Genomic DNA, 23,684 nt, shown 5'->3' with positions numbered 1-23,684 from the left:
ATGTGAACGGGCGCGTTTAGCATCCAAGCGCGATCAGCAAAAGTGGAATCCGGTTTTGCGCCTGATCGCACGTCAACCAGGAGTTCGCGATCAGCGAAAGTGGAATCCGGTTTTGGGTCGGCTCGCCTGCGCGCGAAGGACCACAAGATGTTTTGATGATCACCGGTTGTTGAAACGGCGCAACGGGCCGTCCGGCACCAATGCTTGCTTCATCGTTTCGGCTGGCGTAATGAGGCGCCGCGCCAAAGGGTCTTGCAGCCCACGACCTAGAGCGGCACCGCACGGCATCCACCAAATGCCATATTCGACGACAGAGCCCCGACGCGACATGCCGGACGCATTGATATCCATCGTCATTCCTTGCAGGAACGAGGCGGCAAACCTGCCGCTGCTGATCGATGAGATCGAGGCGGCGATGGCTGGGCGCGACTTCGAACTGATCATCGTCAATGACGGCTCGACCGACGAGACGGCCGCCGTGCTCACCGAGCAGGCAGCGCTTCGTCCTTTCCCGGTACGGGAATTGCGGCACCAGAAATCCGCCGGCCAGAGCCTTTCGGTACGCTCGGGCGCCTGGGCGGCACGCGGCGGTATCGTCGCCACGATCGATGGCGATGGGCAGAACGATCCGCAATACATTCCGGTTCTGGTCGACGCCTTGCGGCAGGCTGGCCCCGATTTCGGCGCCGCCCAGGGGCAGCGCCTCAAGCGCCGCGACAGCAAGGTCAAGCAACTGGCGTCGCGCTTCGCCAACTGGCTGAGAAATGCCATCCTGCACGACGAGACGCGCGACACCGGCTGCGGCCTGAAGGCGGTCCATACCGATATCCTGCGCAAACTGCCATTCTTCGACGGCACCCATCGCTTCGTCCCGGCCCTGGTCATCCAGGAGGGCTATCGCGTCGTGCATTGCGACGTCGTCGACAGGTCGCGCCGGCATGGCAAATCGAATTACGGCATTTTCGACCGTGGCCTGCAGGGCGCGCTCGATCTTGGCGGTGTCTGGTGGCTGCGCCGCAGGCGCCGCAGAATGCCAAAAGTAGAGGAAATCAAGCGTGTTTAACGTGCTTCAGGAACTGGGGACCTGGCTTCACCAGGTTTTCATCAAGCAATTCGATGCCTGGATCCTGCTCGGCTTCGTGGCGCAGTTCTTCTTCACTATGCGCTTTGTCGTGCAGTGGCTGGCCTCGGAAAAGGCCAAGCGCAGCGTGGTGCCGGTCGCCTTCTGGTTCTTCTCGCTGTTCGGCGGTGGCCTGCTTCTGATCTATGCCATCCAGCGCCAGGATCCGGTGTTCATCGCCGGCCAGGCCATGGGCATGTTCATCTACATCAGGAATCTCTGGCTGATCGCCAATGAGCGCAAGGCGGCGATGACCAAGGTCGATTGAACGGCCCGCGACATCAAGACATGACCAGAGAGGCTCAAGCATGGCGTTGAACAGGAACTACATTCTTCTTTTCCTGTTCAGCCTGGTGATGACGGTTTCGGGGCTGGCATCGCTGCCGCCGATCGACCGCGACGAGTCGCGCTTCGTTCAGGCGACCAAGCAGATGGCCGAGAGCGGCGACTATGTCGACATCCGCTTCCAGGACGCCTCGCGCTACCAGAAACCCGTCGGTATCTACTGGCTGCAAGCTGCCGCCGTGACGCTGAGCGGCAAAGGCGCCGAGGCGCCGATCTGGGTCTACCGCACGATCTCGGCTCTGGGCATTGCCATTGCGGTGCTGGCGATAGCCTGGACGGGGACCAATCTTTTCGGCGCCAATGCCGGCATCGCCGCGGGCCTCGTCATGGCGGCGATCTTCGCCACCGCTTTCGAGGGCCGGGACGCCAAGACCGATGCGATGCTGCTGGCCTGCTGCGTGGCGGCGCAAGGTGCGCTGGCGCAGATCTATCTGGCAGCGCGCCGCAACCAACCGGTGGCCGGCCATCTCTGGTGGATTTTCTGGATCGCGCAAGGGGCGGCGATCCTGATCAAGGGGCCGATTGCGCCGCTGCTGTCGGCGCTGACCATCGCGGCGCTGTTTGCCTTCGAGCGTGACGGGCGCTGGCTGTCGAAACTCAGGATCGGTCGCGGCCTGTTGCTGGTCGTGATCATCGCGTTGCCCTGGCTTGCCGCGATTACCTGGAAGAGCCACGGCGCTTTCCTGCAGCAGGCCGTCGGCAAGGATATGCTTGGCAAGGTTGCGTCGGGCGAAGAATCGCATGGCCTGCCGCCCGGCTTCTACATGCTGACCTATTCGCTGTTCATGTGGCCGTTCGGGCTGATCGCGGTCGGCGCTGGCCTCCAGGCCATCAACCGTCTGCGCGACGATGTCAGGCTGCGCTTCTGCCTGGCCTGGTACATCCCGTTCTGGCTGGTCTTCGAGCTCATTCCAACCAAGTTGCCGCACTACGTCCTGCCGGTCTATCCCGGCGCGGCGCTGCTGATCGGATGGCTGCTGACATTGCAGCCTGATGATGCCAACGCCCCGCTGAAACGCTGGCAGCAATGGCTGTGGTGGTCGACGGCCTTCGGGCTGGGCATGGTCAGCCTCGGCCTGGCGGCGGTCTGTATCGGAGCGCCGATCTATCTCACCCACACTTTCTCTTGGTGGAGCATCCCGGCCGCCGCCGCGGCGCTCGGCACGGGCTATTTCGCTTTTTCGCGGCAGTTGCAGGTGCCGCTGCCCCGCATCGGAGCCACCGCCGCCTGTGCCGGTATCACCTATGCCTTGCTGTTCGGGGTCATCGCCCCGTCGCTGAAGCCGATCTGGCTGAGCCCGGCAATCAAGCAGGCGGTGATTGCCAACCAGCCTTGCGAGACGACGGTACTGGCCTCGTCGCGGTACCAGGAACCAAGTCTGGTGTTCCTGGTCGGCACCAACACTGTTCTGACCAATGTCGGCGGCGTGGCGGAACATCTGCTTGCCGATCCCGCCTGTGCTTTGGGCCTGGCGCCGATTGAAGACGAGCAGAAACTGAATGGCATGCTTTCGGTGCAAGGCAAATCGGTGAACCGCGTCGCCGAGATCGACGGCTTCAACTATTCGTCGGGAGACAAAATGTCGCTCGGCCTCTATCGTGTGGCTCCATGACGGCTCGTCGATGAATTCCCAATGCTCGTGAAACCGCGCTCTTCCGTTTCCGCCAGGCTCCTTGCGATGGGGCGCCGATCCCCTGACAATTTTCGCGACACCATGCGGATCGTGAGAAGGCGCTTTGCCGTTCGTCCCGCGCGTTACCCCAACATCGCATGGCCGGTATGGGGTCTGGCCTGGTTGTTGCTGACGGCGGCGGCATTTGTTCTCCTCGACGCGCCGGCAGGGATGGTTCACGGCCAATGGTCGGGCGCCAGGCTGGCCGAATTCCTGACCCAGTTCGCGCTCGGCGGCTGGTATCTGATCCCGTCAGCGCTTCTGCTGGTCGCTGCCAATCTGACCGATTGGCGCAGCCTTTCCCGGCGATCGCTGATGCTGGTCTACAACTGGACCTGTGTCGCTTTCCTGGTGCTGAGCTCGGTTGGGCTGTCCGGCCTGCTGGTCAATGTCCTGAAATACGCGATCGGCCGGGCGCGCCCGCTCTACTTCCAGGATTTCGGTGTCCTTGCGCTGCATCCTTTTGCCTTCGACGCGCGCTTTGCCGGTTTTCCTTCTGGCCATGCCACGACGATGGGGGCGGTGTTCGGTGTGCTTCTGCTTTTGTTTCCACGGCGCTGGACTATTGCCCTGGTGATCACCGCCTGTTTCGCCTCGACCAGGGTTTTCGTCGGCGCGCACTATCCAAGCGACACCGTCGCCGGCTTCGGCCTTGGCTGCGCCTTCGCGGTCGCTTGTGGGCTGGTTTTTGCCCGCCTCGGCTTCATCTTCCGCCCGACGCCGTCCGGATTGCCGGTCCGCAAAGCATCGTTCCGGCTGATTGCGCCGCAGAGATAGGTCCCTGCTACTTGCCGTCCAGTCCGCCGTAGGACCTCACCAGCTTGACCATGTCGGACGAGTTGGCCACTTCGCTTTCGAGCCCTTGCGCGACGCCGGCGCGATCGGCGACGGGCCGGTTCTGGCTGACCTTCCACTTGCCATGGATCTCGCTGATCTCGATCTCCAGTCCGATGATGCCCTTGATCTGCGACTGGATAAAGGGCGCTGGCGCATCGGTGACCGCCCAGGGCGCCGCGCGAGGACCTTCCTGCGAGGCAGTCAGGTCGCCGATCTGCTGTGCCAGCCATTCCTGGTCGTCGATCACTTTGGCGCTGCCGCGCACCTGCACGATGGCATAGTTCCAGGTTGGCACCACCTTGCCGGTCTCGCGCTTGGTCTCATACCAGGACGGCGTCACATAGGCATCGGTGCCCTGGAAGACCACCAGCACGGGCGATAACGGGTTTTCCGCGATAAGCTTCCATTGCGGATTGGCCTTGGCCATATGAGCGCGCAACCTGCCGTTCGGCATGGCGGCCGCATCGAGCAGGAACGGGATGGCATTGGCCTCCGGCCCGTCGGGCCCGTTCGAGATCAGCATGCCGAGCGGATGCGCCCTTATCAGCCCGTGCAGGACATCGGGCCGCGTTTCTTGGAAATGGGGAGGCTCGTACATCGGCGCTCGCGCCTTTCTTCGCTTACCTCAGCCGCTTCGGTCGCGGGTCGGACAACTCGCCCGCCAGCCGGCGATCGAGATAGTCGGCGCATTCCTCGATCAGAAGATCGGCGTCGTTGGCGAAAAAGTGGTTGGCTCCAGGCAGGGTCTTCTGCGTGATGGTGATGCCCTTCTGCGTGTGCAGCTTGTCGACCAGGCCTTGTACATCCTTCGGCGGCGCCACCTTGTCGGCATCGCCATGGATGATCAGGCCCGATGACGGGCAGGGCGCCAGGAACGAGAAATCATAGGTGTTGGGCTGCGGCGCGATCGAGATGAAGCCCTCGATCTCGGGCCGGCGCATCAACAGCTGCATGCCGATCCACGAGCCGAACGAATAGCCGGCGACCCAGCAGCTCTTCGAATCCGGATGCAGCGACTGGACCCAGTCGAGTGCGGCAGCGGCGTCGGACAACTCGCCGGTGCCGTGGTCGAATTCGCCCTGGCTGCGGCCGATGCCGCGGAAATTGAAGCGCAGCGTGGTGAAATCGCGCTTCTGGAACATGTAGAAGAGGTCATAGACGATCTTGTTGTTCATCGTGCCGCCGAACTGCGGATGCGGATGCAAGACGATGGCGATCGGCGCGCTCTTTTCCTTGGAGGGCTGGTAGCGTCCCTCCAGGCGGCCGGCCGGACCGGTGAAAATGACCTCAGGCATGAAATACTCCACTTACGTATACGAATGCGCGGCGCCCGGAACGAACCTTCCTCTGGCCTTGACGCAGGGCGAGCGTCTTCTTAGAAGCTAGTTTAGAACTATTCAAAACTGAGTGGCCACACGTCGAGCCCGGCCACCCGCGCCGCAAGCCGCGTAAATAGGACGGCTCGCCTTGGAATTTCAAGGAAATAACGCCATACGACAACCGAATGGCTTCTGACGGGATCAACTGGACGAAAATGGCCGTAAAACGCGCCTATCTCGACTATAATGCCAGTGCTCCGCTGCTCCCAGCGGCGCGCGAGGCCATGGTCGCGGCGCTCGACGTGATCGCCAACCCGTCATCGGTCCATGCCGAGGGCCGTGCCGCGCGGCGCTTGATCGAGAAGGCAAGGCGCGAGGTCGCGGCTCTGGTGAATGCCAGGCCAGAACATGTCGTGTTCACATCAGGCGCGACGGAGGCCGCCTCGACGCTGCTGGCCCCCGATTGGCGGATGGGGCGGGGCAGCGTGCGCATGAGCCGGCTTTACGTCTGCGAGACCGATCATCCCTGCCTGCTGAATGGCGGGCGGTTCCCGGCGGCGCAGGTGACGCGCATCGGCGTCGATGCCGATGGCATTGCCGACCTTGCCGCCTTGGCCGCGGCACTCGCCCACCATGACAAGGCCGATGGCCTGCCGCTGGTGGCGATCCATGCCGCCAACAACGAGACCGGCGTCATCCAGCCGATCGATCGGATCGCGGCGATCGTCAAGGCCGCGGGCGGCGTTCTTGTCGTCGACGCGGTTCAGGCGGCGGGTCGCGTTTCGATCGACATGTCAGCTGGATACGCCGATTATTTGATTCTGTCTTCGCACAAGATCGGCGGCCCCAAGGGTGTTGGCGCCATCGTCGCCGCCGCCGATCTGATGATGCCGAAGCCGCTGATCAATGGCGGCGGCCAGGAGAAGGGCCATCGCGGCGGCACCGAAAACCTCGCCGCCATGTCAGGCTTTGGCGTCGCGGCACGCGAGGCGCTGGCCGGGCTGCAGAAGATCGATGCGGTGCGCGAACGCCGCGACGAGATCGAGGCCATCATAAAAATGCTGGTGCCGGAAGCGGAAATGTTTGGAACCGGCGCGCCGAGGCTTGCCAACACGACATTCTTCGCTATTCCGGGCGTCAAAGCCGAAACCGCGCAGATCGCTTTTGATCTGGCCGGTGTCGCGCTGTCGGCCGGGTCCGCCTGCTCGTCGGGCAAGGTTGGGCCAAGCCACGTGCTGAAAGCCATGGGTTACGGCGACAGTCTTGGCGCCTTGCGCGTGTCGATCGGCTTGGCGACCGGCGCTGAGGACATCGAACTGTTTCGCACCGCGCTGGCGGGTATAGCAGCCCGGCAGGCCGCCAGGGAAAAGGCGGATAGGGAAGAAGCCGCTTAGCGGTTGGACGATTTTGGGCCTTTCGGCCTGGTAGAGCCGTGCGTTTCATGCTGGCCGGGTGAATTTCCGGTCGAAGCGCACTATATGGAACTTACGCTGCCGCGAGCGCTTCTTCGGCGTTCATTTCGGCGGTGCCATAGTTTGAAAACTGTCGGGCCTTGACCCCGGCGTGGATGGAGAACGCATATGCCTGCTGTGCAGGACACGATCGATCGGGTCCGAAAGATCGACGTCGACCAATACAAATACGGATTTGAGACCGAGATTGCTGTCGACAAGGCCCCCAAGGGCCTGAGCGAAGACATCATCCGCTTCATATCGGCCAAGAAGGACGAGCCATCCTGGATGCTGGAATGGCGTCTGGAAGCCTATCGGCGCTGGCTGACGCTGGAAGAGCCGACCTGGGCGCGCGTTCACTATCCGAAGATCGATTTCCAGGACATCTACTACTACGCCGCGCCCAAGAGCACGCCCGGCCCTACTTCGCTCAGCGACGTCGATCCTGAAATCCTGAAAGTCTACGAAAAGCTCGGCATTCCGCTCAAGGAGCAGGAGATCCTGGCAGGCGTGCAGAAGACCGACGTCTCGGAACTCGAGGAAGCCAGCGACAACGTCTACAAGTCGGGCCGCGTCGCCGTCGATGCGGTGTTCGATTCCGTGTCCGTCGTCACCACCTTCAAGAAGGAGTTGGCGCAGGCCGGCGTCATCTTCTGCTCGATCTCGGAAGCGATCCGCGAGCATCCCGAACTGGTGCAAAAATATCTCGGCTCGGTCGTGCCGACATCGGACAATTACTACGCCACGCTGAATTCGGCCGTCTTCACCGACGGTTCGTTCGTCTTCGTGCCCAAGGGCGTGCGTTGCCCGATGGAGCTGTCGACCTATTTCCGCATGAACGAGAAGAACACCGGCCAGTTCGAGCGTACGCTGATCATTGCCGAGGAGGGGGCGTACGTCTCCTATCTCGAAGGCTGCACGGCGCCGCAGCGCGATGAGAACCAGCTGCATGCCGCGGTCGTCGAACTGGTGGCGCTCGACGATGCCGAGATCAAATATTCGACGGTGCAGAACTGGTACCCCGGCGACGCCGAGGGCAAGGGCGGCATCTACAATTTCGTCACCAAGCGCGGCGACTGCCGTGGCGACCGTTCGAAGATCTCGTGGACGCAGGTCGAAACCGGTTCGGCGATCACCTGGAAATACCCGAGCTGCATCCTGCGCGGCGACGACTCTTCCGGCGAGTTCTACTCGATCGCCGTGTCGAACGGTTACCAGCAGGTCGATAGCGGCACCAAGATGATCCATCTCGGCAAGAACACGTCGAGCCGCATCATCTCCAAGGGCATCGCCGCCGGCTTCTCGCAGAACACCTATCGCGGCCAGGTCTCGGCGCACCGCAAGGCGACCAACGCCCGCAACTTCACCAATTGCGACTCACTGTTGATCGGCGACCAGTGCGGCGCGCACACCGTGCCCTACATGGAAGCCAAGAACTCGACGGCGCAGTTCGAGCACGAAGCGACGACGTCGAAGATTTCCGAGGACCAGAAATTCTACGTCATGCAGCGCGGCATTCCCGAAGAGGAAGCGATCGCGTTGATCGTCAACGGCTTCGTCAAGGACGTCATCCAGCAACTGCCGATGGAGTTTGCCGTCGAAGCGCAGAAGCTGATCGGCATCTCGCTTGAGGGCTCGGTCGGCTGACCGGACAGATATTCAGGAAACCAAAGAATGCTTGAGATCAAGAACCTGCACGCCCGCATCGTCGATGACGGTACCGAGATCATCCGTGGCTTGAACCTGACTGTGAAAGCCGGCGAGGTCGCCGCGATCATGGGACCGAACGGTTCGGGCAAGTCCACGCTGTCCTATATCCTCGCCGGCCGCGAGGACTATGAAGTCACCGAGGGCGACATCCTCTACAACGGCCAGTCGATCCTCGAAATGGATCCGGCCGAGCGCGCCACGTCAGGCATCTTCCTCGCCTTCCAGTATCCGATGGAAATACCGGGCGTGGCGACCATGGAATTCCTGAAGGTGGCGATGAACGAGCAGCGCAAGGCGCGCGGCGAGGAACCGCTGAAAATCCCGGAATTCCTGAAGCGGGTGAAGGAAGCCGCCGCGTCGCTCAGCATGGACATGGCAATGCTGAAGCGACCGCTCAATGTCGGCTTCTCCGGCGGCGAGAAGAAGCGTGCCGAGATCCTGCAGATGAAGCTCTTGGAACCAAAGCTCTGCGTGCTCGACGAGACCGATTCCGGCCTCGACATCGATGCGCTGAAGATCGTTTCCGACGGCGTCAACGCGCTGCGCGCGCCCGACCGGGCATTTTTGGTCATCACTCACTACCAGCGCCTGCTCGAGCACATCGTGCCCGACAGCGTGCATGTGCTCTACAAGGGCCAGGTCATCAAGTCCGGTGATAAGTCGCTGGCGCTCGACCTCGAAGCCAATGGCTATGCCGGTGTGATCGGCGAAGCCGCGTGAGATGCCAGAAGGCAAGGTCAAACTGATGAATATGCACACACAACCGCAGCGGACACCGGCCGAGACCGCCTTGATCGACGCGTTCGGCGACCGGCTGGCGCTGCTGCCGGGCGACGGCGCGGTGATGCTGAAGCGCGACGACGCCATCGAGGCGATCAAGCACGGCCTGCCGACGCGACGCGTCGAATCCTGGCACTACACGGACCTGCGCCGGCTGTTGAACGTCGTGCCGGACTTCGATCCGGCCGCCTTGGCCAAGGCCGTCGCGCCGATCGTCGAAGGCTCTGCCGTCCTGCCGGTGCTCAACGGCAAGTCCGATGCGAAGGTGCTTGCCATCGAGGGCGTTGCCGTGCAGCACCTTTCGGAAAAGCTGATCGACGGCAGCATCGCGCCCGGGCTCGACCCCTATGGCAGCGATGATGCGATCGGTGCACTGAACACGGCTTTCGTCGCCGACGGTTATTTCATCGACATCGCCGATGGCGTCGAACTGGAAAAGCCGATCGAGCTCCAGAATTTGCAGGCCGGCGGCCAGACCCATGTGCGTCTGCCGGTCCGCGTCGGCGCCGGCGCCAAAGCGGTCATCGTCGAGCGTCAGGCGGGTGAGGGGGCTGCCCTGGTCAGTTCCGTCAGCCAGCTCGTGCTCGGCGAAGGCGCCGAGGTGACGTGGCTGATCGTCCAGGAGCAGCCGGACACGGCGACGCATCTGGCGCAGTTCAAGGCCCATATCGGCAAGAACGCGAAACTGACGCTCTTCGTCATGAACGCCGGCGGCAAGCTCGTGCGCCAGGAGATCATGGTCAGGACGACGGGCGAAGGCGCCGACTTCAAGCTGCGCGGCATCAATCTTCTGGCTGGCGACGCCCATACCGACGTGACCATGGTGCTCGACCACGCCGTGCCGCACACCACCTCGACTGAGATCATCCGCAACGTGGTGACGGGCAAGGCGCGCGGCGTCTTCCAGGGTCGTATCAACGTCCATCAGTACGCGCAGAAGACCAACGCCAAGATGGCCTGCAACACGCTGCTTCTGTCGGACGACGGCGAGTTCTCGACCAAGCCGGAGCTCGAAATCTTCGCCGACGACGTCGTCTGCGGCCACGGCGCGACCGTCACCGAGATCGACCACGACCATCTGTTCTACCTGATGGCGCGCGGGGTTGACGAGAAGTCCGCGCGAGGATTGCTCGTCAAAGCCTTCGTCGCCGAGGTGATCGAGGAACTGGACGACGAGACGATTGTCGAGGCGCTGGAAGCACGGCTGGACGATTGGTTTTTGACACACGGGTGATATGATGAACGCTCCAGGCAAGATCGGAGATTTCTACGACGTCGAGGCGATCCGTCGCGACTTCCCGATCCTGTCGCGTGAAGTCTACGGCAAGAAGCTGGTCTATCTCGACAACGGTGCCTCTGCGCAGAAGCCGCAGGTGGTGCTGGATACGATTCAGCATGCCTATACCCAGGAATACGCCAACGTCCATCGCGGCCTGCATTTCCTGTCCAACGCAGCGACCGACGCTTACGAAAAGGCGCGCGAAACGGTACGCCGCTTCCTCAACGCACCGAGCACCGACAACATCGTCTTCACCTCGAACACGACCTCGGCGATCAACACGGTTGCCTATGGCTATGGCATGCCCAATATCGGCGAGGGCGACGAGATCGTGCTGTCGATCATGGAGCACCACTCCAACATCGTGCCCTGGCATTTCATCCGCGAGCGGCAAGGCGCCAAACTGGTCTGGGTGCCGGTCGACGATCTCGGCGTCTTCCACATCGAGGAATTCGAGAAGCGTTTGACCGACCGCACCAAGCTTGTCGCCATTACCCAGATGTCGAATGCGCTGGGCACGGTGACTCCGATCAAGGAGATCGTGCGCATCGCGCATGCGCGCGGCATTCCGGTCCTCGTCGACGGCAGCCAGAGCGCCGTGCACATGCCGATCGACGTGCAGGACCTCGATTGCGATTTCTTCGTCTTCACCGGCCACAAGGTCTACGGTCCGTCCGGCATCGGCGTGCTGTACGGCAAGAAGGACATTCTTGCCGGCATGCGGCCGTTCATGGGCGGCGGCGAAATGATCGAGGAGGTGACGGAAGACATCGTCACCTACAACGAGCCGCCGCATCGCTTCGAAGCCGGCACGCCGCCGATCGTCCAGGCGATCGGGCTGGGGGCTGCGCTCGACTACATGGAAAAGATCGGCCGCGAACGCATCGCCGCGCATGAGGAAGACCTCAAGACTTATGCCCATGAGCGGCTGCGCGCCATCAATTCGCTGCGCATCTTCGGCGACGCGCCCGGCAAGGGCGCCATCATCTCGTTCGAATTGCAAGGTATCCATGCCCATGACGTGTCGATGGTGATAGATCGGCAAGGTGTTGCCGTCCGCGCGGGCACCCATTGCGCCCAGCCGCTGTTGAAACGTTTCGGCGTAACCTCCACATGCAGGGCATCGTTCGGCATGTATAATACAAGGGCCGAAGTCGACGCTTTGGCCGAGGCGCTTGAAAAAGCGCGTAAATTCTTCGGGTGATGACGACCATGGACGATGTGAGCACGACCGCTGGGACCGCGACGGAAACGGCTGCAAATGCCATTGTTTCGGCCTCGGCCATTCCCGCCGACGAACTGGCGCGGCTGACCGACGACATCGTTTCGGCGCTGAAGACCGTCTACGATCCGGAAATCCCGGCCGACATCTACGAGCTTGGCCTCGTCTACAAGATCGACATCGAGGACGACCGCTCGGTCAAGATCGACATGACGCTGACAGCGCCGGGCTGCCCGGTCGCCGGCGAAATGCCGGGCTGGGTGGAAAATGCAGTCGGCGCCGTCGAAGGCGTGTCTGGCGTCGAGGTCAACATGACCTTCGACCCGCCGTGGACACCGGACCGCATGTCGGAAGAGGCACAGGTGGCGGTGGGCTGGTACTGACCAGGCAAAGGCTGGCGCACTTGCGCCTGGGGTAAAACTTCACCATTTTAGGTGAGGAATCATTCGGCAGGCCTTGAACCTGCATGGAATGGAGAAGGAAAAACGATGGGACGCTTCGCCGTCATCACGATGACCGAAAAGGCCGCCGACAGGGTGCGCGAGATCGTCGCTACCCGCGATAACGCGCACGGCATCCGCCTCGGCATCAAAAAGGGCGGCTGCGCCGGCATGGAATACACGGTTGACCTGGTGACCGAGCCCAATACCAAGGACGACCACATCGAGCGCGATGGCGCCCATGTCTATGTCGCGCCGGAGGCTGCCCTTTTCCTGTTCGGCACCGAGATGGATTTCGAGCAGACAACGCTACGCACCGGCTTCACCTTCCACAACCCGAACCAGAGTTCGGCCTGCGGCTGCGGCGAATCCGTCGAACTGAAGCCGGCCGATCTCAAGGCACTGGCGGAAGCACGCGCCTCTGCCTGAGGCTTCTTCCTTCTCCCCGTCACTATACGGGGAGAAGGTGGCCCGAAGGGCCGGATGAGGGGCAGCGCCTGCTTCTCCGGAGTTCGCGCCGCCCCTCATCTGCCTGCCGGCATCTTCTCCCCGTATAGTGACAGGGAGAAGAGAACTACTCCACCCACATGCCGGTCCGCTTGTGCCAGTCGGCGATCGATTCCTCAGGATAGACATCGAACACCTTGTCGCGCTTGCCGATCACGGGTTCGACCCAGTTCGCCTTGTATTTCAGCATCAGATGCACTTTTTCAGGCGGCTTCGGCAGGGTCGCTGTCGATCGCCGACGCGAAGGGATGCACTAGCTCCGGCCAGGTCGGGTCATAGAGCCACAGCGCCGACCCGCATTTCTTGCAGAAATTGCGCTCGCCGGTCGAGACCTCGCATTTAGGATGCTCGTCATCCTCGATCTCGGCGCGGTAGACGCCGAGGCTCCTCTTGCCTCTGATGTTCAGCGTATCGTAGTCGGCGCCGAGATTGATGGCGAAGCCGCCGCCGCCCTGCTGCTTGCGGCAGATCGAGCAGTAGCAGAGCATGAACGGCACGGGCGTGTGGCTTTCCACCTCGAAACGCACGGCGTTGCAGCGGCAGGATCCCTTGAGCAGAAGCGGCATGACAACACTCCGACGGAATGACCTCAATCTGTCAGCATGATTTTGGTCGCGCGATGACAATGTCAAATGCCGATGACATGATCGCGGCATGGACAATGAACGCATCGCCGAACTTTTCGAGGGCCTAGGCCCGGTCAGCATCCGAAAACTGTTCGGCGGCAAGGGCATCTATTTCGACGGCGTCATCGTCGCCATCGTGCTGCGCGGCGAATTGCTGCTCAAGGGCGACAAGGAGACGATCCCCGACTTCGAAGCCGCCGGCTGCCGGCAATGGACCTACACCGGCACGCGCCACGGCAAACTGGTCGCCATGCCCTATTGGAGCATTCCCGACAGCGCTTTCGACGATCCGGACGAGATGACGGTGTGGGCACGCCGCGCCCATGAGGCGGGGCGGCGAGCCGGGAAGTAGCCGCGCTAACTACAGTGCCTTGGCGATCTCGGCCGCCAGCCTTGCATTGTTTTCGACCAGCGCGATGTTGGTCTTCAGGCTTCGGCCGCCGGTGAGCTCCAGGATTTTTCCCAGCAGGAACGGCGTTACCGCCTTGCCCGTCACGTTGAGCGCCTCGGCGGCCTTCTGCGCGGCCTCGATGTAGCCCGCCATCTCTTCGGCCGGGATTTCGTGGTTTTCCGGCACCGGATTGGCGACCAGCAGGCCGCCGCCGAGACCCAGCGCAACCCTGGTCTGGTAGAAATGCGCGATCTCTTCGGGTCTATACAGGGTCAGCGGCGCTCGAAACGGCGACTGCCGTGACCAGAAAGCCGGCATGGTCTCGCAGCCGTGGCCGACGACGGGCACGCCGCGGGTCTCCAGAACCTCCAACGTCTTTTCGATGTCGAGAATGGCCTTGGCGCCGGCCGACACGACGATGACCGGCGTGCGCGCCAACTCGTCGAGGTCGGCCGAGATATCAAAGCTCTTTTCCGCGCCCTTGTGGACGCCGCCAATGCCGCCGGTGGCGAACACTTTTATCCCGACCATATGGGCCGCGATCATCGTGGCGGCGACTGTCGTGCCGCCCGTGCGCCCGTGCGCGACGGCGAAGCCGAGGTCGGCGCGCGACAGCTTCATGGCGTCGCCGGTCATGGCCAGCGATTCGCGTTCGCCGTCGGAAAGGCCGATCTTGATGCGCCCGCCAACCACGGCGATCGTCGCCGGCACGGCGCCGCCGTCGCTGATGATCTTCTCGACATTGGCCGCCATGGCGCCATTGTCGGGGTAGGGCATGCCATGGGTGATGATGGTGCTTTCCAGCGCCACAACCGGGCGTCCGGCTGCCAGGGCTTGCGCCACCGGCGCGTGAACGTCGATGAAGGGGCGGGCGGTCTCTGGCGTCATCTCTAATCTCCAACCCGGTGTGCGTGCATCCATCGGGACGCGCACGCGGCACTCCGGCACTATGAATTTTCCGGTCTCATGCCACTTCCCTGGCATCCGGCACAAGGGCCAGTGCTTCCGCGAAGCTTGCTGCGGTGAAATCGGCAACGGCGTCCGCGCTTTCGATGGCCAGCGTCGCTGCCGCGACGCCTTCCCGCAACGCCGCCCGCAAGGGCAAGCCCCGCAGCAGGGCCGCGATCGTTGCCCCCGCCAGTGCATCGCCGGCGCCGGTGACATCGGCAACTCTTCGCGGCGGCGGCGGCAGGATGGAGAAGACGCCTTCGGCGTCGAAACCCAGCACCGGTGCGCTGCCCGCCGTCACGACGCCACTGGTAAGGCCGCTGCGTCGCAACCCGTCGACGAGATCTCGATCGGTGACATTTGGATGAGCGCCGGCCAGCGCCAGGGCTTCCCGCCGGTTCATGAATAGCTGGGCCAATTCGCCGAGCACCGGTATCAGCCGCGTCACCTTGGCCGGCGAAATGGCAATGGCGAAGACGGGTTTGCCGGCGGCTAGCGACACCAGGCGCTCCAGTGCCGCCGAAGGCAGATTGGCATCGCACAACACGGCGTCGGCGGCGGCGATCGCCTCGCGGACCTTGGAGCGCCTCATCTGCTTGGGGAACGCCAAATCGTACAGCGCCATGTCGGCAAAGCCGACGATCAGTTCGCCCTCGCGATCGATCAACGCCGTATAGCTCGGCGTCGTACGGTCGAGAAAGACCGCCGACAGATCGGTAATGCCGGCCTGAGCAATGGCTCTCGAAATGCTGTCCGCCGCGGCATCGCCGCCGCGCATCGACATCAGCGAGCCCGATACGCCGCGCCGCACCGTGCTGCGCAGCGCGTTGAAGACGCCGCCGCCGACATCCTCGCGCATCGTGCCGGGATTGGACGCGGCCGGGACATAAGCGCCGGACACCTGGCCTCGCCGGTCGATATGGGCGCCGCCCACGGCGAGTATCTCTATGGATTTCAACATGCCGGCAATACGCCCATTGTTTTTGCAGCCGCACAAGCGCCAGCCTGCAGGGAGGTGTTCTCGCACGCAAGGCGGCGATTCGGCGAACCGAAACAGCGAAGCCGTCTGGACCAATGCGGGATGCGTTGCTGTTCGATCATTTGGTACGAAAAAAGAACAAATCGGGATATCGTCTGTTTTTCAGATATTTGAGCCCTCTTGCCAAACGAGAACAAAAAAGGTACAAATTCACAGGGATTACGGATTGTCCGGCCTTCATTGACGACCAAGGGGTGATGTATCATGGCTCAGAATTCTTTGCGGCTTGTAGAGGACAAGGCAGTGGACAAATCAAAGGCTCTGGATGCGGCGCTGTCGCAAATCGAGCGAGCTTTCGGCAAGGGCTCGATCATGCGGCTCGGCGCGAACGAGCAGGTCGTCGAGATCGAAACGGTGCCGACCGGTTCGCTCGGCCTCGATATCGCGCTCGGCGTCGGTGGCCTGCCGCGCGGCCGCATCATCGAGATCTACGGGCCGGAAAGCTCGGGCAAGACGACGCTGGCGCTGCACACGGTGGCCGAAGCCCAGAAGAAGGGCGGCATCTGCGCCTTCGTCGATGCCGAACACGCGCTCGATCCGGTCTATGCCCGCAAGCTTGGCGTTGACCTTGAAAACCTCCTGATCTCTCAGCCCGACACCGGCGAGCAGGCGCTGGAAATCTGCGACACGCTGGTGCGTTCGGGCGCCATCGACGTGCTGGTGGTCGATTCGGTCGCGGCGCTGACGCCACGCGCCGAAATCGAGGGCGAGATGGGCGATTCGCTGCCCGGTCTTCAAGCGCGTTTGATGAGCCAGGCGCTGCGCAAGCTGACCGCCTCGATCTCGCGCTCCAACACCATGGTCATCTTCATCAACCAGATCCGCATGAAGATTGGCGTCATGTTCGGTTCGCCCGAAACCACGACCGGCGGCAATGCGCTGAAGTTCTACGCGTCGGTGCGCCTCGACATCCGCCGCATCGGCTCGGTCAAGGATCGCGACGAGGTCGTCGGCAACCAGACCCGCGTCAAGGTGGTCAAGAACAAGCTGGCGCCGCCCTTCAAGGTGGTCGAGTTCGACATCATGTATGGCGAGGGCGTGTCCAAGACCGGCGAACTGGTCGATCTCGGCGTCAAGGCCGGCGTGGTCGAGAAGTCGGGTGCCTGGTTCTCCTACAATTCGCAGCGTCTTGGCCAGGGCCGCGAAAATGCAAAACTGTTCCTGCGCGACAATCCCGATACCGCACGCGAGATCGAACTGGCGCTGAGACAGAATGCCGGGCTGATCGCCGAAAAATTCCTCGAAAATGGTGGTTCTGAAGGGAACGGCGACGACGGTTTTGAGGACGAAGCCGGCGCGATGTAGGCAACGGACAGAGTTCGGCCATAAAGTCGGTCTATGATCTGAAGCTTAAGTAATTGAGTTCTTTGGTACCGCGTTCAAAACCGCCGGCCTCGCGCCGGCGGTTTTTGTTTTTGGGCGCCGTGAAGCCGGCCTGACGGCGCCTCGGTTGGCCCAATTTTGTGTTTCTGGACAGGCTCGGGCGTGCCCGCTAAAAGGCCAAGTCTATCTCTGGACAAGCAGGGACCAGTCTCCGCCGGCCTTGCCGGCGGTTTTCGCGAAAAGGCAGCAGTCATGAGTGGCGTGAACGAGATCCGGTCGACATTTCTCGACTATTTCCGCAAGGAAGGCCACGAGGTCGTGGCCTCGAGCCCGCTCGTGCCGCGCAACGATCCGACATTGATGTTCACCAATGCCGGCATGGTGCAGTTCAAGAACGTCTTCACGGGTCTGGAGAAGCGGTCCTATTCGCGCGCCACCACCGCCCAGAAGAGCGTTCGCGCCGGCGGCAAGCACAACGACCTCGACAATGTCGGCTACACCGCGCGCCATCTGACGTTCTTCGAGATGCTCGGCAATTTCTCCTTCGGCGACTATTTCAAGGAGCGCGCCATCGTGCTTGCCTGGAACTTGATCACCAGGGAATTCGGGCTGAAGAAGGACAAGCTGCTGGTCACCGTCTATCACACGGACGATGAGGCGGCCGGCTTCTGGAAGAAGATCGCCGGCTTCTCGGACGATCGCATCATCCGCATCCCGACCTCGGACAATTTCTGGGCGATGGGTGACACCGGACCTTGCGGACCGTGCTCGGAAATCTTCATCGACCGTGGCGAGCACATCTGGGGCGGCCCCCCCGGAAGTCCCGAGGAGGACGGCGACCGCTTCCTCGAATTCTGGAACCTGGTGTTCATGCAGTATGAACAGGTGACCAAGGACGAGCGCGTCGACCTGCCGCGCCCGTCCATCGACACGGGCATGGGCCTGGAGCGCATGGCGTCCATCCTGCAAGGGGTGGAAAGCGTCTTCGAGACCGACCTGTTCCGGCACTTGATCGATGCGGCGTCCTCCGCGCTCGGGCGCGCTCCGGATGTGGAAACGGTCGCGTCCTACCGCGTCATCGCCGACCACCTGCGCTCGTCCTCCTTCCTGGTGGCCGACGGCGTGCTGCCATCGAATGAAGGCCGCGGCTATGTGCTGCGTCGCATCATGCGCCGCGCCATGCGCCACGCGCAGTTGCTCGGCGCCAACGAGCCGCTGATGTGGAAGCTGGTGCCGGCGCTGGTGCGCGAGATGGGCCAGGCCTATCCCGAACTGCCGCGCGGCGAACAACTGATCACGGAGACGCTGAAGCTCGAGGAAACCAGGTTCCGCAAGACGCTGGTGCGCGGCCTCGGCCTGCTCTCGGAGGCGACGGAGACACTGCACGCCGGCGACATGCTGGACGGCGAGACGGCGTTCAAGCTCTACGACACCTACGGCTTCCCGCTCGACTTGACGCAGGATGCGCTGCGCCAGCGCAACATCTCGGTCGATCTTGCCGGCTTCACCAATGCGATGGAGCAGCAGAAGGCAGAGGCGCGCAAGCACTGGGCGGGGTCAGGCGAGGCCGCCACCGAGACAGTTTGGTTCTCGGTGCGTGAAAAGGCCGGCGCCACCGAATTCCTCGGCTACGAGACCGAACAGGCGGAGGGCCTGATCCAGGTGCTGGTCAGGGACGGCAAGGCGGTCGATAGCGCCGGCAAGGGCGACACCGTCGCGGTGGTCGTCAACCAGACGCCGTTCTATGGCGAGTCCGGCGGCCAGATGGGCGACACCGGCATCATCTCGGGCGAAGGCTTCTCGATAGACATTTCCGACACGCAGAAGAAGGCCGATGGGCTGTTCGTACATCTCGGCAAGGTGGCGAGCGGCACCGTCAAGACGGGCGCTGCGGTCGAGCTCAAGGTCGATCATAACAGGCGCACCAGGCTGCGTGCCAATCACTCCGCCACGCATCTGATCCACGAGGCGCTGCGCGAGGTGCTGGGCACCCATGTCGCGCAAAAAGGCTCGCTGGTCGCGCCCGAGCGCCTGCGTTTCGACATCTCGCACAACAAGCCGATCTCGGCCGAGGAGCTTGAAGAAGTCGAGCGCATGGCCAACGAGATCGTCGTGCAGAACAGCCCGGTGACCACGCGCCTGATGTCGGTCGACGACGCCATTGCCGAGGGCGCCATGGCGCTGTTCGGCGAGAAATACGGCGACGAGGTGCGCGTCGTGTCGATGGGCACGGGGCTGCATGGCGCCAAGGCCAACCGGCCTTATTCGGTCGAACTCTGCGGTGGCACGCATGTCAGAGCGACCGGCGATATCGGTCTGGTCCGCGTCGTCTCCGACGGCGCGGTCGCCGCCGGCGTGCGCCGTATCGAGGCATTGACCGGCGAAGCCGCTCGCAAGCATCTCGACGAGCAGGACAGGCGCCTGAAGGCGGCGGCAGCCGTGCTGAAGATTTCGCCCGCCGACGTGCCGGCGCGTGTCGAGGCTTTGCTCGAAGAGCGCAAGAAGCTCGAGAAGGAACTGACCGAAGCGCGCAAGAAACTGGCGCTGGGCGGCGGTGCCGCGGCCGGTGCGCCCTCGGAGAACGAGACGGTCGCGGGCGTCGGCTTCCTCGGCAAGGCTGTCTCCGGCGTCTCGCCGAAGGATCTGAAGCCGCTGGCGGACGCCGGCAAGACCTCGCTCGGCTCCGGCGTCGTCGTCTTCGTCGGCGCCGGCGAGGACAACAAGGCGAGCGTCGTCGTTGCCGTCACCGACGACCTCGTCGGCCGCTTCAGCGCCGTCGATCTGGTGCGTGTCGCCTCCGCCGCCTTGGGCGGGCAGGGCGGCGGCGGGCGTCCGGATATGGCGCAGGCCGGCGGCCCGGACGCGTCGAAGGCCAATGATGCGATCGCAGCGGTCAAGGCGGCACTCGAGGCCGCCTGAAAGCCATGACATGAAAATTCTCGTCCTCGGCGGCTATGGTTTGATCGGGGACGCAGTCGTTGGCCGTTTGCTTCGCGATGGTCATCATGTGAGCGGTCTCGGTCGCGATATCAGGGATGCGCAACGGCGCCGGCCGGCGGCTCGATGGATCGCGGCGGACATGTCGGAACTGCTTGCCGCCGAGGACTGGCTGCCGGTGGTCGCGGGCATGGACGCGGTCGTCAACGCGGCAGGCGCCTTGCAGGACGGTCCGCGCGACCGTCTCGACGCGGTCCACCGGGGCTCGGTGGCGGCGCTCGTCGAGGCCTGCGAACGGGCCGGTGTGTCCCGTTTTGCGCAGATCTCGGCGGTCGGTGCCGATCTCTCCTCGGCTGATGTGTTTTTCAGCACCAAGGCGCAAGGCGACAAGGCTGTCGCAAGTTCTTCGCTGGAGTGGACTATACTGCGCCCTGGCCTGGTGATCGCGTCCGCCGCTTATGGCGGGACGGCGCTGCTGCGCGCCCTTGCGGCATTTCCCGGTTTCATTCCGGCCGTCATGCCGCGACAGCCGATTCAGACCGTGGCGGCCACAGACGTCGCCGAAGCCGTCTCGCGCGCGGTCACCGGATCGCTGCCGCTTCGCTCCGTCTTCGATCTCGTCGAAACCGAAGCGCGCCCGCTCGCCGATGTTCTCCTGGCCTTTCGCGGCTGGCTTGGCCTGCCACGGGCGAGGGTTGTGCCGGTGCCCGCCATTGTCGGCAGGCTTGCCGCCGTCCTTGCCGATGGCCTTGGCCGGCTTGGCTGGCGCTCGCCCTTGCGCAGCGCGGCCCTTGCCGCGCTGGCGCGCGGCGTCACCGGCGACGCAGAGCCCTGGAACCAGGTCGCCGGCCAGCCGCTGCAACCGCTGGAGGCGACGCTGACCGCCATGCCGGCCCACGTGCAGGAGCGGTGGTTCGCCCGGCTTTGGTTGCTGAAACCGATCGTGTTCGCGGTTCTCTCGTTGTTCTGGCTGGTTTCCGGCATTGTCGGCCTGGCCAGGCTGGATGCGGCTGCCGACATTCTTGTCTCGCATGGCCTGTCGCCAACGCTTGCGTTCGCAATGGTTCTTGCCGGAAGTGTCGCCGACATCGCTCTCGGAGCTGCGGTCCTCGTGCGGTCCTTCGCGCACCTGGCGCTGGTCGCCATGATTGCCATCACCTTGCTTTATCTTGCAGGGGCGACCGTGTTTGCACCCGATCTGTGGCTTGATCCTTTGGGCGCCATCATCAAGGCCGTGCCGGCGCTGTGCCTTGTCCTTGTGGCGCTCGCGATGCTCGACGAGCGATGAGCCTCTGGGTAGACACTCTGCGCTGGCTGCATGTCATCGGCGCCACGGTTCTCTTCGGCACCGGCGCCGGCATCGCTTTCTTCATGCTGATGGCGCAGCGCACCGGCCGCGCCGACATCGTTGCCCATGTTGCCGGTACGGTCGTCATTGCCGACACCATTTTTACGGCAACGGCCGTCATCATGCAGCCGATCACGGGCGTGTTGCTGGCGCAGGCCATGGGCTGGCCGCTCTCCGAGGGCTGGATCGTGCTGTCCCTGTTGCTCTATGTCGTGACCGGGCTGTTCTGGCTGCCGGTGGTCTGGATTCAGATCCGGATTCGCAATCTGACGCGACAGGCTGCCATCGAGAATCGGCCCTTGCCGCCTGAGGAAAAGCGCCTGTTCCGCATCTGGTTTGCGTGCGGCTTTCCGGCTTTCGCCGCCGTACTTGCCATTCTCTGGCTGATGGTCACCCGGCCCGGGATAGGGCTTTAGCCGATCGCTTTCAGCCAGGCTCGTCTGTCGGGTTGCTCAATCTGCCTTGTCGGTCTTGGCGAAGCTCACGCGTTCGGCCACTCGCGCATACCAATCCTCGATATCCGCAAACCGCGCCAGTAGGCTTTGCCCCTCGGCGACCTTGACGAAATAGCCAGTGATCGGCGCCGCGTGCAGGTCGGCCAGCGTCAGCTGGTCGCCGAGCAGCCATGGTCCCGAGGCTTTCAGCGAAGAGAGCGTCTGGAGCGCCGTGCCCGCCTGCGAAAGCCCGCCGGCGATCAGAGCCTCGTCCGGTGCCTCTTTCTCCAGCCGCTCGACCGCGACATCCCAGACCATCGACCGGTAGGCATAGGCATCGAGCATGCCGATGATCTGGTTCATCCGCGCGCGGCCCCGCGGGTCCTTCGGCTGCAGCGCCGGACCGTCGAAGGCCTCGTCCGCATAATGTGCGATTGCACTGGTCTCGAACAACCGAAACCCGTCATGTTCGAAGGCCGGAATGCGGCCGAACGGGTGATGTTCGAGATACCAGGTGGGGACGCCCTCGGCGGCGAAGATGTCGAGCGGCACCAACTCGTAGTCGACGCCTTTCTCCTCCAGCGCCATCCGCGCAATGCGCACATAGACGCTGTAGTCCGCGCCGTAGAGGATTGGCTTGGTCATCAGTCACTGCCCCTTGCCTTCATCCAAAAGAAGAAGGCTCCTCGCGGAGCCTTCGGTATGTCGGAAATCCAGATTACGCCATTGCCTTCTGCAAATTCTCGTCGATCTTGTCGAGGAAACCGGTGGTCGACAGCCACGGCTGGTCGGGGCCGATGAGCAGTGACAGATCCTTGGTCATGAAGCCGCTTTCGACCGTCTGGATACAAACCTTCTCCAGCGTCTCGGCGAAGCGCTTCAGTTCGGCATTGTCGTCGAGCTTGGCGCGGTGCGCGAGGCCGCGCGTCCAGGCGAAGATCGAGGCGATCGAATTGGTCGAGGTTTCCTCGCCCTTCTGGTGCTGGCGGTAGTGGCGGGTGACGGTGCCGTGCGCGGCCTCCGCTTCCACCGTCTTGCCATCCGGCGTCATCAGTACCGAAGTCATCAGGCCGAGCGAGCCAAAGCCTTGCGCCACCGTGTCGGACTGCACGTCGCCGTCATAGTTCTTGCAGGCCCAGACATAGCCGCCCGACCATTTCAGGCTGGACGCCACCATGTCGTCGATCAGGCGGTGCTCGTACCACAGCTTCTTCGACTTGAACTCGGCTTCGAATTCAGCCTCGTAGACTTCCTGGAAGATGTCCTTGAAGCGACCGTCATAGGCCTTGAGGATAGTGTTCTTGGTCGACAGGTAGACCGGATAGTTGCGCAGCAGGCCATAGTTCAGCGAAGCGCGGGCGAATTCGCGGATCGACTCGTCGAGATTGTACATGGCCATGGCGACGCCGGAGCCGGGCGCGTCGAACACGTCGTGCTCGATCACCTGGCCGTCCTCGCCGACGAACTTGATCGTCAGCTTGCCTTTGCCGGGGAAGCGGAAATCGGTGGCGCGATACTGGTCGCCGAAGGCATGGCGGCCGACGATGATCGGCTTGGTCCAGCCGGGCACCAGGCGCGGCACGTTCTTCATGATGATCGGCTCGCGGAAGATGGTGCCGCCGAGGATGTTGCGGATGGTGCCGTTGGGCGACTTCCACATCTTCTTCAGCTTGAACTCCTCGACGCGCTGTTCGTCGGGGGTGATCGTCGCGCATTTCACGCCGACGCCGTATTTCTTGATGGCGTTGGCCGAATCGATCGTCACCTGATCGTTGGTGGCGTCGCGATGCTCGATGCCCAGGTCGTAATATTCGAGCTTCAGGTCGAGATAAGGGTGGATCAGCTTGTCCTTGATGAACTGCCAGATGATGCGGGTCATCTCGTCGCCGTCGAGTTCGACGACCGGGTTCGCCACCTTGATCTTCGCCATGGAAAGAATGCCTCGTTGCTGGGAT

Annotated in this window: 22 protein-coding genes and 1 pseudogene; 16 read left to right on the top strand and 7 right to left on the bottom strand. The window is 63.0% G+C overall.

Going from position 1 to position 23,684, the window contains the following annotated elements; genetic code table 11:
• Positions 1 to 328 precede the first annotated feature (328 nt).
• The 4 genes from EB233_RS21250 to EB233_RS21235 all read left to right on the top strand — a co-directional run bounded on the left by EB233_RS21250 (position 329) and on the right by EB233_RS21235 (position 3,915).
• Positions 329 to 1,063 carry a glycosyltransferase family 2 protein gene (locus EB233_RS21250; RefSeq protein WP_064991565.1) on the top strand — a complete coding sequence of 245 codons (735 nt, stop codon included), beginning with the start codon at positions 329 to 331 and terminating at the stop codon, positions 1,061 to 1,063.
• Positions 1,056 to 1,388 (top strand): lipid-A-disaccharide synthase N-terminal domain-containing protein, encoded by a 333-nt coding sequence (locus EB233_RS21245; RefSeq protein ID WP_010909058.1) that lies wholly within the window; start codon positions 1,056 to 1,058, stop codon positions 1,386 to 1,388. The genes EB233_RS21250 and EB233_RS21245 overlap by 8 nt, the downstream gene beginning before the upstream one ends.
• Before the next feature lie 40 nt (positions 1,389 to 1,428).
• On the top strand, positions 1,429 to 3,078 hold the full coding sequence (locus EB233_RS21240; protein ID WP_064991564.1) for an ArnT family glycosyltransferase: 1,650 nt from the start codon (positions 1,429 to 1,431) through the stop codon (positions 3,076 to 3,078).
• 102 nt (positions 3,079 to 3,180) lie between these two features.
• Positions 3,181 to 3,915: a phosphatase PAP2 family protein gene (locus EB233_RS21235; protein WP_244277800.1), complete on the top strand. Its 735-nt coding sequence runs from the start codon at positions 3,181 to 3,183 to the stop codon at positions 3,913 to 3,915.
• 7 nt (positions 3,916 to 3,922) lie between these two features.
• Here the strand turns inward: EB233_RS21235 and EB233_RS21230 are convergent, their stop codons facing one another.
• Together EB233_RS21230 and EB233_RS21225 are read right to left on the bottom strand one after the other, a co-directional pair.
• A complete protein-coding gene (locus EB233_RS21230; RefSeq protein WP_064991562.1) occupies positions 3,923 to 4,573 on the bottom strand; it encodes an FMN-binding negative transcriptional regulator in 651 nt (216 codons plus the stop codon).
• Between the two features lie 22 nt (positions 4,574 to 4,595).
• On the bottom strand, positions 4,596 to 5,270 hold the full coding sequence (locus EB233_RS21225; protein WP_027042409.1) for an alpha/beta hydrolase: 675 nt from the start codon (positions 5,268 to 5,270) through the stop codon (positions 4,596 to 4,598).
• Between the two features lie 239 nt (positions 5,271 to 5,509).
• Between EB233_RS21225 and EB233_RS21220 the strand changes: the two genes are divergently transcribed.
• The 7 genes from EB233_RS21220 (at position 5,510) to sufA (ending at position 12,605) form a co-directional block, all read left to right on the top strand.
• On the top strand, positions 5,510 to 6,688 hold the full coding sequence (locus tag EB233_RS21220) for a cysteine desulfurase family protein (protein WP_064991670.1): 1,179 nt from the start codon (positions 5,510 to 5,512) through the stop codon (positions 6,686 to 6,688).
• A 186-nt stretch (positions 6,689 to 6,874) separates the two neighbouring features.
• The gene (gene sufB, locus EB233_RS21215) at positions 6,875 to 8,392 is read left to right on the top strand and encodes a Fe-S cluster assembly protein SufB (RefSeq protein ID WP_064991561.1); all 1,518 of its coding nucleotides are present in this window, start codon (positions 6,875 to 6,877) and stop codon (positions 8,390 to 8,392) included.
• A gap of 27 nt (positions 8,393 to 8,419) precedes the next feature.
• Complete coding sequence (gene sufC / locus EB233_RS21210; protein WP_015318168.1) at positions 8,420 to 9,175, top strand: Fe-S cluster assembly ATPase SufC; 756 nt, start codon at positions 8,420 to 8,422, stop codon at positions 9,173 to 9,175.
• Positions 9,176 to 9,200: 25 nt separating this feature from the next.
• Positions 9,201 to 10,469, top strand: coding sequence for a Fe-S cluster assembly protein SufD (sufD, locus tag EB233_RS21205; RefSeq protein WP_064991669.1), 1,269 nt, complete (start codon positions 9,201 to 9,203; stop codon positions 10,467 to 10,469).
• 4 nt (positions 10,470 to 10,473) lie between these two features.
• Entirely contained in the window at positions 10,474 to 11,718 is a 1,245-nt protein-coding gene (locus EB233_RS21200) for a cysteine desulfurase (protein WP_064991668.1), read from the top strand.
• On the top strand, positions 11,718 to 12,119 hold the full coding sequence (locus EB233_RS21195; protein ID WP_064991560.1) for an SUF system Fe-S cluster assembly protein: 402 nt from the start codon (positions 11,718 to 11,720) through the stop codon (positions 12,117 to 12,119). The genes EB233_RS21200 and EB233_RS21195 overlap by 1 nt, the downstream gene beginning before the upstream one ends.
• 105 nt (positions 12,120 to 12,224) lie before the next feature.
• A complete protein-coding gene (gene sufA / locus EB233_RS21190) occupies positions 12,225 to 12,605 on the top strand; it encodes a Fe-S cluster assembly scaffold SufA (RefSeq protein WP_013532156.1) in 381 nt (126 codons plus the stop codon).
• Positions 12,606 to 12,750: 145 nt separating this feature from the next.
• Here the strand turns inward: sufA and EB233_RS21185 are convergent.
• Positions 12,751 to 13,249 (bottom strand): annotated as a pseudogene (locus EB233_RS21185) (GFA family protein).
• 88 nt (positions 13,250 to 13,337) lie between these two features.
• Here EB233_RS21185 and EB233_RS21180 point away from each other — a divergent pair.
• Complete coding sequence (locus EB233_RS21180) at positions 13,338 to 13,661, top strand: TfoX/Sxy family protein (protein ID WP_064991559.1); 324 nt, start codon at positions 13,338 to 13,340, stop codon at positions 13,659 to 13,661.
• A gap of 9 nt (positions 13,662 to 13,670) precedes the next feature.
• Here the strand turns inward: EB233_RS21180 and EB233_RS21175 are convergent, their stop codons facing one another.
• Positions 13,671 to 14,588: a pseudouridine-5'-phosphate glycosidase gene (locus tag EB233_RS21175; RefSeq protein ID WP_064991558.1), complete on the bottom strand. Its 918-nt coding sequence runs from the start codon at positions 14,586 to 14,588 to the stop codon at positions 13,671 to 13,673.
• 76 nt (positions 14,589 to 14,664) lie between these two features.
• Entirely contained in the window at positions 14,665 to 15,609 is a 945-nt protein-coding gene (locus EB233_RS21170) for a carbohydrate kinase family protein (protein WP_064991557.1), read from the bottom strand.
• 282 nt (positions 15,610 to 15,891) lie between these two features.
• Between EB233_RS21170 and recA the strand changes: the two genes are divergently transcribed.
• From recA to EB233_RS21150, 4 genes are all read left to right on the top strand, one after another.
• Positions 15,892 to 16,992, top strand: a complete 1,101-nt coding sequence (gene recA / locus EB233_RS21165) for a recombinase RecA (RefSeq protein WP_013895892.1) — start codon at positions 15,892 to 15,894, stop codon at positions 16,990 to 16,992.
• Between the two features lie 270 nt (positions 16,993 to 17,262).
• The gene (alaS, locus tag EB233_RS21160; RefSeq protein WP_064991556.1) at positions 17,263 to 19,929 is read left to right on the top strand and encodes an alanine--tRNA ligase; all 2,667 of its coding nucleotides are present in this window, start codon (positions 17,263 to 17,265) and stop codon (positions 19,927 to 19,929) included.
• Between the two features lie 10 nt (positions 19,930 to 19,939).
• A complete protein-coding gene (locus tag EB233_RS21155) occupies positions 19,940 to 21,235 on the top strand; it encodes an SDR family oxidoreductase (protein WP_064991555.1) in 1,296 nt (431 codons plus the stop codon).
• Entirely contained in the window at positions 21,232 to 21,711 is a 480-nt protein-coding gene (locus tag EB233_RS21150) for a DUF2269 family protein (protein WP_064991554.1), read from the top strand. The genes EB233_RS21155 and EB233_RS21150 overlap by 4 nt, the downstream gene beginning before the upstream one ends.
• Positions 21,712 to 21,747: 36 nt before the next feature.
• Here the strand turns inward: EB233_RS21150 and EB233_RS21145 are convergent, their stop codons facing one another.
• Together EB233_RS21145 and EB233_RS21140 are read right to left on the bottom strand one after the other, a co-directional pair.
• Positions 21,748 to 22,374 carry a glutathione S-transferase family protein gene (locus EB233_RS21145; RefSeq protein WP_064991553.1) on the bottom strand — a complete coding sequence of 209 codons (627 nt, stop codon included), beginning with the start codon at positions 22,372 to 22,374 and terminating at the stop codon, positions 21,748 to 21,750.
• A gap of 73 nt (positions 22,375 to 22,447) precedes the next feature.
• Complete coding sequence (locus EB233_RS21140) at positions 22,448 to 23,659, bottom strand: NADP-dependent isocitrate dehydrogenase (protein ID WP_064991552.1); 1,212 nt, start codon at positions 23,657 to 23,659, stop codon at positions 22,448 to 22,450.
• Between the last annotated feature and the right edge of the window lie 25 nt (positions 23,660 to 23,684).

Source organism: Mesorhizobium erdmanii, assembly GCF_013170725.1.
Taxonomy (GTDB): Bacteria; Pseudomonadota; Alphaproteobacteria; order Rhizobiales; family Rhizobiaceae; genus Mesorhizobium; species Mesorhizobium erdmanii.
This window is presented reverse-complemented; position numbering and strand designations above follow the sequence as displayed.